Here is a 14,974-nt window from a genome sequence, read left to right as displayed (position 1 = left end):
TGGCGCGCCCGGCCCAGGCGTCGCGCACCCCCGCGCTCTTTTCTCCACGCCCGCGCGCGTGCCCCGCTCTCATCCCCCCGCGCGCTCCTTAGCATCACTTTCATGCCCGAGACGCCCCATACCTCCCCCCTCCGCACCTGGTGGGCGCAGCGCCCGCCCGCCGCCGGTTCCGCGGTGATGGCGACCGGCATCGTGTCGGTCGCCCTGCATCTGACGGGGTACGAGGTGATGTCCCGCATTGCTCTGGTGCTGGCGTCCGTGGGCTGGGTGGCGCTGGCCGCCGACTTCGCCGTACGCCTGCTGCTGGAGCGGTCGCGCTGGGTGGCGGAGGCCGAGACGCCGGGCGCGCTCACGGCGGTCGCGGCGACCACGGTGCTGGGCACCCGCTTCTCCGCCCTGGGCTGGCAGCACCTCGCCGAAGCACTGCTGGCGCTGGCCACGGTGCTGTGGCCGCTGCTGATCGTGCTGGTCATGGGGCACTGGAAGCGGCGGATGCCGGGCGCGGTGTTCCTGATCTGCGTGGCGACGCAGGGCTTGGCCGTGCTCGGTGCGACGCTCGCCGGCGCGCTCTCGACGGCGTGGCTCGCACATGCGGCCCTGGTGCTGTTCTGGCTGGGCCTGGTCTTCTACGGCCTCGCCCTGGCCCACTTCGACCTGCGCCAGGTGACGACGGGCGCCGGGGACCACTGGGTGGCCGGCGGGGCGATGGCCATCTCGGCGCTGGCCGGGTCGAAGCTGATCGCGGCCGACAGCGCGAGCCTGTACCTGTGGAACGCCGACGACCGGGGCGTCCTGCGCGCGGTGACCGTCGCGCTGCTGATCCTCGACCTGTCCTGGTACGTCGTCCTGCTGGCCGCCGAGTTCCGGTGGCCGCGTCCGCACTACGACGTCCGCCGCTGGGCGACGGTGTTCCCGATGGGGATGACGTCGGCGGCGACCCTGTCCGTCGCCACCGCGCTCGACGTGTCCTGGCTGAAGACGCCGGGTCAGGTGCTGCTGTGGATCGCGGTGGCGGCGTGGCTGGCCGTGGCGGCGGGTGCCGTGGCCTCGGCCCGGGCCGGGATCAGGGCCGACGCACCGCCGGTCAGGTCCACAGCACCGCGATGAAGATGTTGGCCACGGTCAGCGCGCCGACCAGCCCGAACAGCCCCTTCTCCACCTTCTCGTCGTCCCGCTTGACGTAGACGAGCCCGAGGATCACGACCAGCAGCGCCAGCTTCACGCCGATCTTGACGTTGTTGACGTGCTGGTCGTCCGCCTGGTTGAGGCCGACCAGGATCGCGCCGGTGACCAGCATGGTCAGCGCGCCGTGCAGCATCGCGGGGACGAAGCGGGCGGTGCCCTGCCCCATCGCCTTCATCTGCGTGAGGAAGCCGCCGAGCAGCGAGGCGATGCCGATGATGTGCAGGCCGACGAAGAGGTGGATGAGTACGTCCATGGCCCCGGAGCCTAATCAGGGCCACGGCCACCCCAGCACACCACCCCCGCCTCCCTTCCCGCCGCGGGTTGGTGCATATATGCGCCCTATAGCACCCCACGACTCCCGTCTGCTCCGGAATCCGCAGTTCGGTCAGCACCCCACGTGAAGCGGAAGGCGCAGCGCAGGGATCACGTTCACATGCGGACACGCACCGGTCCCCTGGGACCAGTTCCGCGCAACCCGTTACCCCCACGACACACACAGGTTTAGCGTCCTCCACCAGGTGACCGGCTCCCCACCGCCGCCCGGGCCAGGGGCGGCAGTCGATCACCACCGCCGAGAAGGTCCGGCGGCGGCCCGCTCCCCCTGTGCGGGCCGCCGCCGGACGCGTCACCGCCCCGGGCGGCCGTACGACGCTCCCCCTGGCGTCGGCATGGCCGGTGACGGCCCGGGGCGGCACTCCGGTCCTCCGGACCAGGCGGCGGCTCGTACGGTACGAAAGGACGTGCAGTCCACGTGGCAGCGCACCGCAAGCCCAGACAGCGCTCGGTAGGCGGCAACACGGCCCGTACGGCGGCGACGATCGCCCTCGCGGGCGCGGCGACCGCGACGGGTTTCGACGGGACCGGGCACGCCGAGCCGAACCTGACACCGGCTCAGGTGAAGGCGAAGGTGGACAAGCTGTACCAGGAGGCGGAGGTCGCCACCGAGAAGTACAACGGCGCGAAGGAGAAGGCGGACGCGGCCGAGGAACGGCTGAAGACGCTGCGCGACGAGGCGGCACGCAAGACGGACAAACTCAACTCGGCGCGGGACGCGCTGGGTTCGATGGCGGCGGCGCAGTACCGGGAGGGCGGCCTGGACCCGTCCCTCCAGCTGGCGCTGTCCTCCGACCCCGACCACTACCTCGACAGCGCGGAGTTCGTCGACCGCGCCGGGACCCGCCAGGCGGCATCAGTGGCGAGCGTCCGCGAACAGCTCCGCGAGATCGAACAACTCCGAGGCGCCGCCCACATCGAGCTGGCGTCGCTCAAGTCCCGCCAGGCGGAACTGAAACGCCACAAGAAGACGATCACGGCAAAGCTGGACGCGGCTCGCCGCCTCCTGTCCCAGCTCCCGCCGGAGGACCGAGCGACCGACACCCAGCACGCATCCCGGGGCTCGAACACGGGCGCCACCCGCGACACCCTGACCCCCACCACAGGCAACGCGCCGGCCCCCAACTCCCGTGCCTCAGCGGCCGTCTCCTACGCCTACTCCAAACTCGGCAGCCCCTACGTCTGGGGCGCCACCGGCCCCGACGCCTTCGACTGCTCGGGCCTGACCCAGGCCGCGTACCGCTCCGCGGGCATCTCGCTCCCCCGCACGACCTACGCCCAGATCGACGCGGGCCGCCGAGTCTCCCGCTCCGAACTCCAGCCGGGCGACCTGGTGTTCTTCTACTCCGCCATCTCCCACGTCGGCATCTACATCGGCAACGGCCAGATGATCCACGCCCCGAACCCGACGGCACCGGTACGGATCGCGCCTATCGATGAGATGCCGTTCGCGGGGGCGACGCGGGTGGTGTGACCAAGGGGGTCTCGCCGGGGCTTCGCCGCCGGTACCTTGTCCTCACCGCGTGAGGAGCGAGGTACGCAGGGTGAGGGTCTATCTGTCGTCGACGGTGTCGGACCTGGAGAAGTACCGGTCGGCGGTACTGGCCAGGCTGCGCAAGCTTCCGCTGGACGTCATCGCCATGGAGGACTACGCGGCCTTCGACGAACGGCCGCTGGAGAAATGCCTCGCAGACGTGGCGAGTTGTGACGTCTACGTCGGCCTCTTCGCCTTCCGCTACGGGTACGTCCCTGACATCGGTCCGCAGAACCCGGACGGACGGTCGATCACCGAGCTGGAGTACCGAAAGGCCGGCGAGGCGGGCCGCAAGCGCCTGATCTTCCTGGTTGAGGACGGGGCCTCATGGCCGATGGGCCACGTCGACGCGCTCACCGACCCCGCCGCGCCATCGGCCACGGGCATCAAGCGCCTGCGCGACGAGCTGAAGAAGGTCCACGGCATCGGCTGGTTCACCAACCCCGGTGATCTCGCGGCGGACGTGGTGTCGGCGGTGGCGGCCGACCTGCAACTGCCTCCGGGCGCAATCGCCCCGCCCAGGCCGGTCGCGGAGCCACCGCATCCCCGGAAGCTGGTCCACGACCTCCTTCTGCTGCACGCACCCAGAGACCGCGAGGCGGCGGCCCAGTTGGCGTCGGCGGTCGGGGTCATGTGGAACGTCACCACGTCCGCCACCGACCTCCTCAGCTCCACCGCCCAGGAGATGCTCGCCCTGGACCGTGCCGTGACCGCGTCCCGTACGGTCGGCCTGTTGCTCTCCCCGCCCCTCACGACCATCCTCGACGAGAACCCCGACCGCACCCGCCGCATCCTGGACCTGGCCCGAGCCCGCACCGGCCACCCCCTGCTAGGCATCGTCGCGCCGGACTCGGACACCGGAACGGCCATCTCCGACGCCGAGCGGTGGGGTATCACCGAGACGCTCGCCGAGTCAGCGACCCGGACGCTGCCGAACCGCCTGCACGCGGCCCTCCTGCAAACCGTCGGACTCCAACGCCCCGACCACGAGATAGGCCTGCCGGTCGTGGTGGTGGCCATGACCGGTACGGAGGCGGAAGACCTGCTTGGTACGGCGTCCGGGCAGGTGAGGGACATCATCGAGGGCTTCGGCCTGCCACCGGAGTCGATCCGCACCCGGTACGGCACGACACGGGCGGACTGGAAGCCGTTCGGCGCCGAGGGCCTGACCGTCGCCCAGGTTCTGGAGTCCGCAGTGTCGGGCGTCAACGACCCCGACCTCCTCCTGCGCGGCAGAAAGATCAGACTCCAGCCGTACCTCTTCGACGACCTGCTCTCCTACGACCTCACCCACTCCCTGGTCTTCCAGGACATATCCCGAAACGGCTGCCTCGTGGTCGCGGACGAACTCTCCCTGCTCCACCGGGACTTGAACGACGCCTTCCGGGCGTCCCCGCTCTACGAAGGCCCCCAGATCTCCTTGATCACCCTCTCCCCCGGCGATCCCGCCGCAGGCACCCCGCACGAGCTCATCAGAGAAGTTCTGGCCGAACGCCTGCACCATCCCCACCACCGCTTCGGCAACGCCCTCGACCCTCTCTGCGAGATGAACGTAGCCAGCAGACGCCATTTGGACCGCTGGCTGCGCGCGAGCCTCCCCCAGACCCTGGACGCCTACCGCAACGCCCGACCGAGCGCCGACAAGGCCCGGCGTCTGGAAGAGGAACTCGGCACCCGTCCCAGCGGCGCCATGGCCCGGCTCGTCACGGAAGGCTGAGCGACGTGATCGTCACGTTCTACTCCTACAAGGGTGGCGTCGGCCGCTCCATGGCTCTGGCCAACATCGCCGACCAGCTCGCGCGCAGCGGCATGCGCGTCCTGATGGTCGACTTCGACCTGGAGGCGCCGGGCCTGGAGCACTTCTTCCCGATCGATCACGAGCGGGTGCGCGGCCGCGAAGGCCTGCTGGACCTGCTCCTTGCCTTCAAGTACGCCATGTCCGTGGCTTCTTCGGCTTCGGACGAGGGCGAGGAGGACGCCTACCGCGACCTCGACCGTTACATCTCCACGATCTACCCACCCCGCTCGGACGGCGGCCGCCTGGACCTGATCCCGGCGGGGCTTCGTCTGACGAACGACCAGATGATCCGCTACGGCGCCGAGTTGCGCCGCTTCGACTGGCAGGACTTCTACTACGTCTGGTCGGGCGAGTTGTTCTTCGAGTGGTTCCGCAGGACGTGTGCGGAGCGGTACGACGTCGTCCTGGTGGACAGCCGTACGGGCGTGACGGAGCTGGGCGGGGTCTGTGCCTACCAACTGGCGGACGTGATCGTGGCGTTGTGCGCGGCCAACCTTCAGAACGTGGCGGGCACGGAGTGGATGGTCCGTCACTTCCTGTCGCCGCAGGTGCGGGCGGTACGGGGTGATCGGGCACTGGAGGCGCTGGTGGTACCGGCGCGGATCGACCAGCAGGACGCGGGCCTCCTGGACGACTTCGCGAACCGATTCCGCCGGAGCTTCGATGCGTATACGCCGGAGGCGCTGGAGGAAGCGGGGCTGGGTTTCTGGGAGTTGCAGGTTCCGTATGTGCCTGCGTACGCCTTCGACGAGCAGGTGATCACGGACCCCGGGAGGGCGGAGGAGCGACGGGGATTGGTCCGGGCGTACGACAGTCTGCGCGACGCGCTCGCTCTGCTGGCGCCGGAAGGCAGTCGGCTGTCGGAGCTGCGGTCGGGAGCAAGGCGGGAGGGACGTCCCGGGCGCGGGGCGGAGCCGGTCGAGACGCAGTACGACCCCACGTCCCGGTTCGCGCCGGCGGACGTCTATGTGTCGTACAGCGGCGGCGACAGGGAGGTTGCGGCCCAGATCCGTGACCTGTTGGAGGCGCGCGATGTCCGTGTCGCCGAGCTGGAACCACCCTCGGGGGCGCGCCTGCCGCTGCCCAAGGTCCCGGCAAAGCTCGCCCTGTTCCTGGTCGGTGAACCGGGCGTACTCAGCCCCTGGCAGCAGCGCGAATTCCTGGCCACCGTGAACGCCGGCGGAGTCGCGCATGTGCTCCCGGTGCTGCTGCCGGGCGCGAGCCAGCCCCCGGAGGAGCTGCGAGAGTTCCAGTTTCTCGACTTCCGGGCGGGGCTGGAGCCAGAGGGGCTGGTGGAGACGGTACGCGCGGGCCTGCGAACGCGGATGGCGGACACCCAGCCTGAGCCCGTACATGCGGGCCGCAGTCCGTACCCCGGCCTTGAACCGTTCTCCGAGGCCGACGCGGAGGTGTTCTTCGGGCGCAGCGGGCTGATCGAGCAAGTCCTGTCCTCGCTGTCCAAGGACGGTATGTGCACGATCATCGGCGGTGCCGCCAGCGGCAAGACAAGCCTCGTGAATGCGGGTGTGCTTCCAGCGCTGCGCCAGGGCGTGCTGCGCGGGAGCGCCCTCTGGCCGATTGTCCGGGTCGACCATCGCAGCGGCACCCAGCAGTTGGAGTCGCTTCGCCTTCTTGCGCGTGACCGCCGCGTCGTCATCGTGCTCGACCAGTTCGAAGAGCTGTTCACTCTCGCCGGAACGGCCCAACGCAACGAAATCATCGACCTGTTGCGGAAGCTACCCAAGGAGCCCGACAACCAGGCACTTCTCATCACGGTCCTGCGTGCCGACTTCCTCGCCCTCGCTCTGGAACTCATTCCTTTCCTCGTGGAGCGCATCCTGACCGTGCCGCCATTGTCCGAAGCCGAGATGCGGAAAGCGGTGGAAGTACCGGCTTTGACCGCCGGACTTCATCTGGAGCCGGGCCTCACCGAGCGCCTGCTCCAGGACATCGGGGACGAACCCGGCGCTCTGCCCCTCCTGCAGTTCACACTCCGCAAAATGTGGGAGCAGCGAGAGGACGGGTACCTCACCCACCGGTCGTACCTGGAAGCCGGCGGGATCATGGGCAGCCTGGCGCAGACGGCGGAGCAGGTGTTCACCTCCTTCTCCGAGGACGACAGAACCCGGGCTCGCAAGCTCCTCCTGCACCTCGTGACGGTCGACGCCGACGGCATGTACTGGCGACAGGCTCTCCCCACAGCGGCCCTCGCAGGCATGGACACCGAGGGAGTGTGTGAGCGGATGGTTCAGCAACGGCTTCTCGTCATCTCCGCCGATGCCGGGGACGAGCCTCAGGTCCTGCTCGCGCACCACGCGCTGATCAGCGCGTGGCCCAGACTCCTCACCTGGGTCGACGAGGTCAGGGCCGAGCTTTCACTGCGCCAGCAACTCTGGTACGCCGCAAAGGATTGGTATCAATCGGGACATCGTCGAGAAGGGCTGCTCAGTGAACCGTCCCTTTTGCTGCTCCGCGACGGCACAGCAGAGTTGAGCATCGCCGTCACGCCGCTTGAGGAGGAGTACGTTCGGGCATCGTTGGTCGACGTCAGCAGATCGCGCGGCATGAGGTATTTAGCCAACCTCCTGTCGGGCGCCGCCCTGACACTTTCGCTGATCGGCGTTTACCTCCTGGCCACCGATGGCACAACAATCTGGGCGTCGATCCTGCCATCCGTGGCCGCCCCCTCTTCCGCTTTGGCTTCCCTGATCGCGTGGCGCATGCGTCGAGGCGGACGCCGCTCCCTCACACCACCTGTCGAGCCGTAGCTACTGTACGGATCAACGCCCGTACCTCCGCGGCCCGAGCCTGCACAGCGACAGATCCCATCACGGTCCGCTGTGCCGACCCACCGTCACTCCCTCCCCGGCAGGCCAGGCACAGGCCCCCGGGAAGCGCCTCCGGCCGCCCGAGCACACCGCAGTCGGTGCACTCCATCAGGTGAGGGGAACGCGGGCTCGGCGTGGGAGCGGGGCGGTCGGGTGGCAGCTTGTCGGTGAGTCGGCGCCGCAAGAAGGCGCGGGGCGCGTGCACCGGGTCCGGGAGCCCGGCGACGAGGATGCGCGTCAGCTGGTCGGGGAGCACGCCTCGCGCCAGCCATTCGGCGGCCAGTGGTTCGAGCGCGGTGCAGTCGGCGGAGGAGAGGGCCAACCGGGGTTCCTGGAGGCCGAGTCGGGCGAGGGCGACGTAGGCCTCGGAAGGCGGCGCTACGTCGTCCACGCCGACGACCTCGGGCTCGGCCTCCGGCTCGGCGTCACCTTCGAGGGTCCCGGCCCACCATTCGTCGTCACGTGCGGTACGTGACCAGAAGGTGTGGAACACCCACCGCGTGCCGGTCTCGCCCTCAGCAGGAGGGATACGACGCCGCACGCGCCGTAGATGCCCAGCGCGCCCGAGTTCGTTGAGCGCCGAGCGGACCGCCTGCTGGCCATAGAGGGGCTGGGCCTTGGCGAGGGTCTTGGCGTCCATCGCCGCGTTCTCGGGGAGCTGGTCGATGAGGCTCGCGAGATAGGCCTCGCGGGGTGGCAGTTGGGCGAAGTCGCCGATGCGGGACATCTGCTGGTCCGGCGCGGAGCGTTTGCCGTAGCCGGGCTTGGCCATGGGATGGGCTGCGGGCGCGGGCAGGGTCGCGTTAGGGTTTTCGTAAGCCACGGGATCGCTGCTTTCGATCTTGGGGCGAGACCCCGGCGGGTGCTGGTAACACCCGACCGGGGTTGTTTGTTGTCGCGAACGCTAGAGGGTCGCGACTGCGCGTCGCAAGCCGATCACAAAAAGTCATCTCGGCTGGTGCGCGGGCGAGTTGGCGCGGGGAGGGCGGGAGGGTGGGTGGATTCTTTCCGCCCATTCCTTGAAAGAGGAGCTCGGATCTCGACGCCCGAAGCCCGGGGCTCAGGCCTCGCGGGAGGCGTAGGCGATGAAGGCGGCCCAGGCGTCGGCGTTCACGTCGAAACGGGGGCCTTGTGCTCCGAGCTTCGAGTCTCGGACGTGGATGGCGTGGAGGTGGAGGGCGACTTCCAGGCAGGCGCCGCCCTGGGAGTCGCTGTAGCTGGACTTGAACCACGACAGCTCAGTCTTCATAGCTCCTGTGCCACCTTCCTGATGAACGCAGCCGACTCCTCAACTCCAAGAGCCTGCATGCGGATCATGCCATGCGCCTGTGCGAGGTCACTGACCTTGTGCGCATCAGCGTGGAGCGCACTGGTCTCCGGGCTCTCGACGTAGGCGAAGTGCTCACGGTCAGCCGTCTCCAACAGAATGAACGACCCGTTGAGTGCGAGGCCCCCACACTTGCCAAAGGGCAGCACCTGGATGGACACGTTCCTCCGTGAGCCGACCTCCAGCAGGTGCAGCAATTGACCTCGCATGACCTCACAGCCGCCAACTCCCGTATGCAACGCAGCCTCATAGATGACGAAGCCGTACACCGTGCCCGTTCGGCGCTTCAACGCCTCCTGCCTGGCCAGTCGTCCGCGAACCCGCTCCTCCACAGTCTCGTCGTCCAACGGCGGGCAACTGTCGCTGATCAGCGCAGTCGCGTACTCCCGGGTCTGCAACAAGCCCGGAATCAGCCCCAGCGAATAGTCGTGCACGGCGATCGCCTCGGCCTCCAGCTCCATGTACTCCTGCGACCGCGCCGGAAACGGCTCCGGCTTCAGGAACTCATGCCCCGCCAGCAACTTCCCCCGCGCCCCGCACATCTGGTCTGCGACCTGCAACAACCGCAACGTCGGCCGACGCCGCCCGCACTCCATCGACTTCACGTACTCGTAGTCGTAACCGGCCTCTTCGGCGAGCGCCTGACGGCCGACCCCCGCCTCCTCGCGCCACAACTTGACCTGCCCGCCGCAGTACCGCCAGTTCGGCTGAGTCATCCTTCGCGCCCCACCCGTCTCCCGCCGACACCCCGTGTACACACACCCTCTGTACGCACCCCGCCACTCCCCGAGGTTACGCGTCAACCACCAGCCTGATCACGGCAAATGACGGAGAACCACCCACACGGAAGAGAACCGCGCATGCCCGAGGTAGCAGCCGAGTGGCAACTGCCCCGCCACCCCCGCAGCGTGGGCCGTGCCCGCGCCCTCCTCCGGGCGCAGGCCGCCGACTGGAAACTCCCGGACGCGATCACCGACACGGCCGTACTCCTGCTCAGCGAGCTGATGACCAACGCCTACCGCCATGCCCACGTCTCCCCCGGCCGAGAGATCCGCATCCGCTGCGCCCTGGACGACGGCGACGGCCACAGCCTCCACGTCTCGGTGACGGACGCGAGCGACACGATGCCGACGTTCCGGAACCCGTCCCCGGAGGACGAGTCGGGCCGGGGCCTGATCCTCCTCACCCTGCTCGCCGACGAGTGGGGCACAGCGCCCCGCCCGCACGGAGTGGGCAAGACGATCTGGTTCTCCCTCGGCACCGGCGCACGCGAGGACGCCCCCAAGAGCGTCCCGATGTACAATAACGACCTACTTCAGTAGGCATCCATGTACATCCCGGAGGCCTGTATGTCCCTCACCCACATCGACATCGACGACGAGGCTCTGGAGACAGCGAAACGCCTGGGCGGCCACCGGACCAAGACCGCTGCGGTGGCGGCAGCGCTGGAGGCATACAACAAGCGTCTGGCCAGGTCCGCCGCCTACGACAAGTACTTCGACATGGCTCAGGACTGGGACATCGAGGGCGCCGAGAAGGCGCACCGCGCGGACAAGGATGTCGTGCGTCCGTGATGCGCTATCTCCTCGACTCATCGGCATTGTGGCGCCTGCTCCGCGATCGCGACCTGCACGAAGCCTGGCGTCCGGTGGTCACGGATGGCGATGTCCTGTCCTGCTACCCGCAGCGTGCTGAATTCCTCCGGTCAGCGCGCGACCTCAAGGAGTACCAGGCCTTCCGCGACATGTTCACCGACCTCTACGACGAGGTCGCCGTCCCGAAGACGGTCAGCAACTGGATCGGTGCTTTCCAACTGCGTGCAGCTGAGCACGGAGCGCACAGATCTCTGTCAGCCGTCGACCTCCAACTCTGCGCGACAGCGGCACATCACGGGCTCGTCGTTCTCCACGACGACGCCGACTTCGTCACGGCAGCGCGGTTCGCCGTGGAGTTGAGCCAGCACAACGTGCACGACGGCCCCCGCAACTGACTCACACCAGCCGCCGCGCCGTAGCCCACCGCGTCAGCTCATGCCGGTTCGACAGCTGCAATTTCCGCAGGACCGCCGACACATGGGACTCCACCGTCTTCACGGAGATGAACAGCTGCTTGGCGATCTCCTTGTAGGCATAGCCGCGCGCGATCAGTCGCAGTACCTCGCGCTCGCGCTGCGTGAGGCGGTCGAGGTCCTCGTCCACCGGCGGCGCGTCCGTCGAGGCGAAGGCGTCCAGGACGAAGCCGGCCAGCCTCGGGGAGAACACCGCGTCGCCGTCCTGGACACGGAAGATGGAGTCGACGAGGTCCGTGCCTGTGATCGTCTTCGTGACGTAGCCCCTTGCTCCGCCTCGGATCACCCCGATCACGTCCTCCGCCGCGTCCGACACCGACAGCGCCAGGAACCGCACCGGCTGCTCCGCGTCCGCCATCAACGGGGCGCAGCGGCGCAGGACTTCTACTCCGCCGCCGCCGGGGAGGTGGACGTCGAGGAGGACCACCTCGGGGCGGGTGGCGGTGATGACCGTGACCGCCTGGTCGACGTCGGCGGCCTCGCCGACGACCTCCACGCCGGTCTGCTCGGTCTGGCCGATCTCCGCCTGGACGCCCGTACGGAACATTCGGTGGTCGTCGACGAGGACCACTCGCACCCGGCGCTCGCCCGTCGCTGTGTCGTTCGCCTCGGTCGGGTCACTCATGACGTCTTCTCCGCCCTCTCCATCTCCAGCTCGACCTCCGTGCCGCCGCCCGGCACCGCGCGCAGGCGGGCCGTGCCGCCGTGGCGCTCCATGCGGCCGATGATCGATTCTCTGACACCCATGCGGTCGGCGGGTATCGAGTCGGGGTCGAAGCCGGGGCCGCGGTCCCGGACCGACACGAAGACCGTCTTTCCCTCGACCTCGGCGTAGACCTGCACCGCGCCGCCCTCGCCACCGTACTTGGCCGCGTTCACCATCGCCTCGCGCGCGGCCTGCATCTGTGCCCCGATCCGTTCGTCGAGGGGGCAGTCGCCGACGATGACGACCTCCAGGGGGACGCCGTGCTTGTCCTCGACCTCGGCCGCGTTGCGCCGGACCGCCTCGGCGAGGGTGTCGGGTTCGTCGGCCTCGTCCTTGCCCGTGCCCTCGGGTTTGTAGAGCCAGGTGCGCAGGTCGCGCTCCTGCGCGCGGGCGAGGCGGCGCACCTCGCCGGCGTTCTCCGCGTTGCGCTGGATCAGGGTCAGGGTGTGCAGCACGGAGTCGTGGACATGGGCGGCGACCTCGGCGCGCTCCTGGGCGCGGATGCGCATCAGGCGCTCCTCGGAGAGGTCCTGGGTCATGCGTACGAGGTAGGGGCCAGCGAGGAGTGTGATGCCGACCAGGACAGCGAGGGCCGCTTGGAGGACGGAGCCGAGGTGGGCGGCCGAGCCCTGCATGACGAAGATGCCGGACACCCCGGCCGTGACCAGCAGGACGCCGCCCGCGGCGCGCAGCAGGCTGAGGGTCCGCCTGCGGCGGCCGACCTCGGCCCAGCGGGCCCGGCGGGCGTTGTCGGCCTGGCGCCAGACCAGGGCCACGCCGGCGCCGACGAGCACGGCGGGCCAGAGGTAGGCCTTCGCGCCCGTGCCCAGGTTGATGTTGCCCACGAAGACCATGGCCACGACGACCATGAGGAGCAGGGCGACGATCTGGCCCTTGTCCGGTCTGCGGGCGACGAGGCGGCGGCGGCCGTCGGGGGAGGTCTCGGTGGTGACGAAGGACGGGGGCTTCTGGCCGCTCACGCCTCCGACGCCGAGCGGCACGAAGAACCAGAAGGCGGCGTACAGCAGGGCGCCGAGGCCGTCCGCCATGAACAGCCCGGCGAACACGAGCCGCACCCAGATCACGGGCAGCCCGAGATGCCCGGCGAGCCCCCGCGCCACACCCCCCAGCCAGCGTCCGTCACTGCTGCGGTAGAGCTTGCGCGGCGGCCGCGGTTCGACGAGTGGCGCTGCTGCGGCTGCTTCCGGCATGCCATCGATGTTCACACGGCGCGACGGCCGGAGCATCAGGGTCGGCCCCCTAGACTCCCCTGATCTTCGAGACGCGCAGAAACGGCACGGTCCTCGCACGTCTCCCCGGCGTCGGGTCAGGGGCGATATCAGGGTCCGGCCAGGGTCGTTCCGACTCCCGTCGCGGCGGCTCGCCCGTCACCATGGACACATGACAGATCACCAGCACGCCGCGGACCCGGCGCCCGACGAGGGCGCCTCGTCCGCCGCGCCCTCCGCGACCGCCGCCGGTGAGGAACCGCGCGCGCACGAGCGGGCGGGTGCGCGGAAGGAAGAGGAGCGGCCGGGCGCGGCTGGACCGACGGGCGACCGCGACGGGGTTCGTCCTCCTGGCGAGGACAGGGTTCGCTCTGCCGGCGGGGACAGGGGCCGTCCTCCCGGCGAGGGGGAAACGGCCGCGCCGCCGTCGAAGTTCCGCCGCGACCGGCAGCACAAGACGCTCGCGGGCGTGTGCGCCGGGCTGGGGCGGCAGTACGACATGGACCCGGTGATCTTCCGGATCACCCTCGCCGTGCTCTCCGCGACCGGCGGCATCGGCCTCATCTTCTACGGCTTCGCCTGGCTCTTCGTGCCGTACGAGGACGACGAGGAGAACGAGGTCCGCAAGCTGCTGACCGGCCGAGTCGACGGCCAGGCCCTGACGGCCGTGCTGTTCGCGCTGGTCGGCTGCGGCGTGTTCCTGACGATGTTGAACAACGGCACGGTGCTGGCCTTCGCCGTCGTGGTCTCCCTACTCCTCGCGGGCGCCGGGTACTGGTCGCGGCAGCGCGGCACCCCCGACACCGACCCGCTGGCCGCCCAGGCCGCCGCCGACGCCCCGCCGGAGGCCCAGGCCCCGCCGGTCAGCGTCACCTACCCCTCCTGGTGGCGCGACCCCATCGTCAAGGACGGCACCCACGAGGGCGGCACCGGCTATCTGTGGGGCCCCGGCGACTCCCGCACCCGCGACATCGCGGACGCCATCGACTTCAGCCTGGCCCGTGGCTACGGCCACACCGGTGCGGACCTGCGCACCGCCCGCCCGCAGCCCTCCCGGCAGCGCGGCCCGCGCTGGATCGGCGGCTGGATCTTCCTGCTCGCCCTGCTCGCCGCCGGTCTCGGTACGGGGCTGACGTGGGACGAGCACCCGCTCGGCACCAGCCTCCAGACCGGTCTGGCCTGCGCGCTGATCGTCCTGGGCCTCGGTATCGCGGTCAGTTCGTTCTTCGGGCGTACGGGGGCGGGCTCGATCTTCCTGGCGGTGCTCACGTCGGGTCTGCTCGCCGGGGCGGCCGCCGTGCCCAAGGACATCGGCACCGACTGGGTCCGGGAGAACTGGCGGCCCGCAGCGGTGGCGGACGTCCAGCCGAAGTACGACCTGGGCACCGGCGTCGGCACGCTCGATCTGAGCAAGCTGGACCTCACCAAGGCGCGGACGGTGACGACCAGAGCCGAGGTCGGGGTCGGCAAGCTGAAGGTGATCGTGCCGAAGGACGCGACGGTGAAGGTCCACATCGACGTGGGCGTGGGCGACATCCAGCTGCCCGGTGACAACCAGGAGGACGTGGACGTGGAACCGGGCAAGTACAAGGAGGCCACCTTGACCCCGGCCAAGGGTGTCAAGCCCTCCGGCACCCTCGACATCGACCTCCAGGTCGGCGTCGGACAGGCGGAGGTGAGCCGTGCTGCGTCATGAATTCCGCCCAGGCAAGCTGATCGCCGGCTTCTTCCTGACCCTGGCAGGCATCATCTACGCCGGAGACGCGGGCGGTGCCTGGGAAACCCCGTGGTTCGCCGTCATCCCCGTGGTCACGGCGGGCCTGTGCCTGGCAGGCGCGGTGGGACTGCTGACCCGGTCGGTCCGACGCCGCCGCAGAACGCCGCGCGGCACGGGGACACCGGAGGAGCCTTCGCCGGAGATACCCGGGTAGGCCTGCCCGCCACCGGCCGGTCAGCCGTACGGTGT

15 protein-coding genes are annotated in these 14,974 nt (G+C 69.6%); 9 read left to right on the top strand and 6 right to left on the bottom strand.

All coding sequences use genetic code 11. The annotated features are described in order from the left end of the window. The first annotated feature begins 102 nt into the window (after nucleotides 1-102). On the top strand, nucleotides 103-1,107 hold the full coding sequence (locus ACFUO4_RS20420) for a tellurite resistance/C4-dicarboxylate transporter family protein (protein ID WP_383486563.1): 1,005 nt from the start codon (nucleotides 103-105) through the stop codon (nucleotides 1,105-1,107). Here the strand turns inward: ACFUO4_RS20420 and ACFUO4_RS20415 are convergent. Beyond that, complete coding sequence (locus ACFUO4_RS20415) at nucleotides 1,085-1,438, bottom strand: hypothetical protein (RefSeq protein WP_079311939.1); 354 nt, start codon at nucleotides 1,436-1,438, stop codon at nucleotides 1,085-1,087. The genes ACFUO4_RS20420 and ACFUO4_RS20415 overlap by 23 nt on opposite strands. 498 nt (nucleotides 1,439-1,936) lie before the next feature. Between ACFUO4_RS20415 and ACFUO4_RS20410 the strand changes: the two genes are divergently transcribed. The 3 genes from ACFUO4_RS20410 (at nucleotide 1,937) to ACFUO4_RS20400 (ending at nucleotide 7,618) form a co-directional block, all read left to right on the top strand. Continuing rightward, nucleotides 1,937-2,992 (top strand): NlpC/P60 family protein, encoded by a 1,056-nt coding sequence (locus ACFUO4_RS20410; protein ID WP_383486560.1) that lies wholly within the window; start codon nucleotides 1,937-1,939, stop codon nucleotides 2,990-2,992. 70 nt (nucleotides 2,993-3,062) lie between these two features. Next, nucleotides 3,063-4,769, top strand: coding sequence for a DUF4062 domain-containing protein (locus tag ACFUO4_RS20405; protein WP_383486557.1), 1,707 nt, complete (start codon nucleotides 3,063-3,065; stop codon nucleotides 4,767-4,769). Between the two features lie 5 nt (nucleotides 4,770-4,774). After that, nucleotides 4,775-7,618 (top strand): KGGVGR-motif variant AAA ATPase, encoded by a 2,844-nt coding sequence (locus tag ACFUO4_RS20400; RefSeq protein ID WP_383486554.1) that lies wholly within the window; start codon nucleotides 4,775-4,777, stop codon nucleotides 7,616-7,618. Here ACFUO4_RS20400 and ACFUO4_RS20395 read toward each other — a convergent pair. From ACFUO4_RS20395 to ACFUO4_RS20385, 3 genes are all read right to left on the bottom strand, one after another. Further along, entirely contained in the window at nucleotides 7,596-8,450 is an 855-nt protein-coding gene (locus ACFUO4_RS20395) for a hypothetical protein (RefSeq protein ID WP_079311943.1), read from the bottom strand. The two genes, ACFUO4_RS20400 and ACFUO4_RS20395, sit on opposite strands and share 23 nt — an antisense overlap. A gap of 288 nt (nucleotides 8,451-8,738) precedes the next feature. After that, a complete protein-coding gene (locus ACFUO4_RS20390; protein ID WP_079311646.1) occupies nucleotides 8,739-8,927 on the bottom strand; it encodes a DUF397 domain-containing protein in 189 nt (62 codons plus the stop codon). After that, nucleotides 8,924-9,721, bottom strand: a complete 798-nt coding sequence (locus ACFUO4_RS20385) for a helix-turn-helix transcriptional regulator (protein WP_079311645.1) — start codon at nucleotides 9,719-9,721, stop codon at nucleotides 8,924-8,926. Before ACFUO4_RS20385 ends, ACFUO4_RS20390 begins: the two co-directional genes overlap by 4 nt. Nucleotides 9,722-9,865: 144 nt before the next feature. On the opposite strand from ACFUO4_RS20385, the gene ACFUO4_RS20380 reads away from it, so the two are divergent. The 3 genes from ACFUO4_RS20380 to ACFUO4_RS20370 are packed head-to-tail and all read left to right on the top strand — an operon-like array spanning nucleotide 9,866 to nucleotide 10,995. Next, on the top strand, nucleotides 9,866-10,327 hold the full coding sequence (locus ACFUO4_RS20380; RefSeq protein WP_079311644.1) for an ATP-binding protein: 462 nt from the start codon (nucleotides 9,866-9,868) through the stop codon (nucleotides 10,325-10,327). A 27-nt stretch (nucleotides 10,328-10,354) separates the two neighbouring features. After that, nucleotides 10,355-10,579 carry a type II toxin-antitoxin system VapB family antitoxin gene (locus ACFUO4_RS20375; protein ID WP_079311649.1) on the top strand — a complete coding sequence of 75 codons (225 nt, stop codon included), beginning with the start codon at nucleotides 10,355-10,357 and terminating at the stop codon, nucleotides 10,577-10,579. Next, on the top strand, nucleotides 10,579-10,995 hold the full coding sequence (locus ACFUO4_RS20370; RefSeq protein WP_079311648.1) for a PIN domain-containing protein: 417 nt from the start codon (nucleotides 10,579-10,581) through the stop codon (nucleotides 10,993-10,995). Before ACFUO4_RS20375 ends, ACFUO4_RS20370 begins: the two co-directional genes overlap by 1 nt. 1 nt (nucleotide 10,996) lies before the next feature. On the opposite strand, the gene ACFUO4_RS20365 is transcribed toward ACFUO4_RS20370, so the two are convergent. After that, nucleotides 10,997-11,698, bottom strand: coding sequence for a response regulator transcription factor (locus tag ACFUO4_RS20365; RefSeq protein ID WP_059192828.1), 702 nt, complete (start codon nucleotides 11,696-11,698; stop codon nucleotides 10,997-10,999). Beyond that, a complete protein-coding gene (locus tag ACFUO4_RS20360) occupies nucleotides 11,695-13,026 on the bottom strand; it encodes a PspC domain-containing protein (RefSeq protein WP_383486547.1) in 1,332 nt (443 codons plus the stop codon). The genes ACFUO4_RS20365 and ACFUO4_RS20360 overlap by 4 nt, the downstream gene beginning before the upstream one ends. Nucleotides 13,027-13,180: 154 nt before the next feature. Between ACFUO4_RS20360 and ACFUO4_RS20355 the strand changes: the two genes are divergently transcribed. Then, nucleotides 13,181-14,704: a PspC domain-containing protein gene (locus ACFUO4_RS20355; protein WP_383486544.1), complete on the top strand. Its 1,524-nt coding sequence runs from the start codon at nucleotides 13,181-13,183 to the stop codon at nucleotides 14,702-14,704. Continuing rightward, nucleotides 14,691-14,939 carry a hypothetical protein gene (locus tag ACFUO4_RS20350; RefSeq protein ID WP_383486541.1) on the top strand — a complete coding sequence of 83 codons (249 nt, stop codon included), beginning with the start codon at nucleotides 14,691-14,693 and terminating at the stop codon, nucleotides 14,937-14,939. The genes ACFUO4_RS20355 and ACFUO4_RS20350 overlap by 14 nt, the downstream gene beginning before the upstream one ends. Nucleotides 14,940-14,974 lie beyond the last annotated feature (35 nt).

It is taken from the genome of Streptomyces sp. NPDC057280 (assembly GCF_042668605.1).
Lineage (GTDB): Bacteria > Actinomycetota > Actinomycetes > Streptomycetales > Streptomycetaceae > Streptomyces.
Note: the sequence above shows the minus strand (reverse complement) of the source record. Positions and strands in the feature narration are given on the sequence as shown.

Excerpts from the sequence above, each read along its gene's own strand:
- ACFUO4_RS20420 (WP_383486563.1), top strand. The coding sequence starts at position 103 with ATGCCCGAGACGCCCCATACCTCCCCCCTCCGCACCTGGTGGGCGCAG.
- ACFUO4_RS20415 (WP_079311939.1), bottom strand. The coding sequence starts at position 1,438 with ATGGACGTACTCATCCACCTCTTCGTCGGCCTGCACATCATCGGCATC.
- ACFUO4_RS20395 (WP_079311943.1), bottom strand. The coding sequence starts at position 8,450 with ATGGCCAAGCCCGGCTACGGCAAACGCTCCGCGCCGGACCAGCAGATG.
- ACFUO4_RS20390 (WP_079311646.1), bottom strand. The coding sequence starts at position 8,927 with ATGAAGACTGAGCTGTCGTGGTTCAAGTCCAGCTACAGCGACTCCCAG.
- ACFUO4_RS20385 (WP_079311645.1), bottom strand. The coding sequence starts at position 9,721 with ATGACTCAGCCGAACTGGCGGTACTGCGGCGGGCAGGTCAAGTTGTGG.
- ACFUO4_RS20380 (WP_079311644.1), top strand. The coding sequence starts at position 9,866 with ATGCCCGAGGTAGCAGCCGAGTGGCAACTGCCCCGCCACCCCCGCAGC.
- ACFUO4_RS20375 (WP_079311649.1), top strand. The coding sequence starts at position 10,355 with ATGTCCCTCACCCACATCGACATCGACGACGAGGCTCTGGAGACAGCG.
- ACFUO4_RS20370 (WP_079311648.1), top strand. The coding sequence starts at position 10,579 with ATGCGCTATCTCCTCGACTCATCGGCATTGTGGCGCCTGCTCCGCGAT.
- ACFUO4_RS20365 (WP_059192828.1), bottom strand. The coding sequence starts at position 11,698 with ATGAGTGACCCGACCGAGGCGAACGACACAGCGACGGGCGAGCGCCGG.
- ACFUO4_RS20360 (WP_383486547.1), bottom strand. The coding sequence starts at position 13,026 with ATGCTCCGGCCGTCGCGCCGTGTGAACATCGATGGCATGCCGGAAGCA.
- ACFUO4_RS20355 (WP_383486544.1), top strand. The coding sequence starts at position 13,181 with ATGACAGATCACCAGCACGCCGCGGACCCGGCGCCCGACGAGGGCGCC.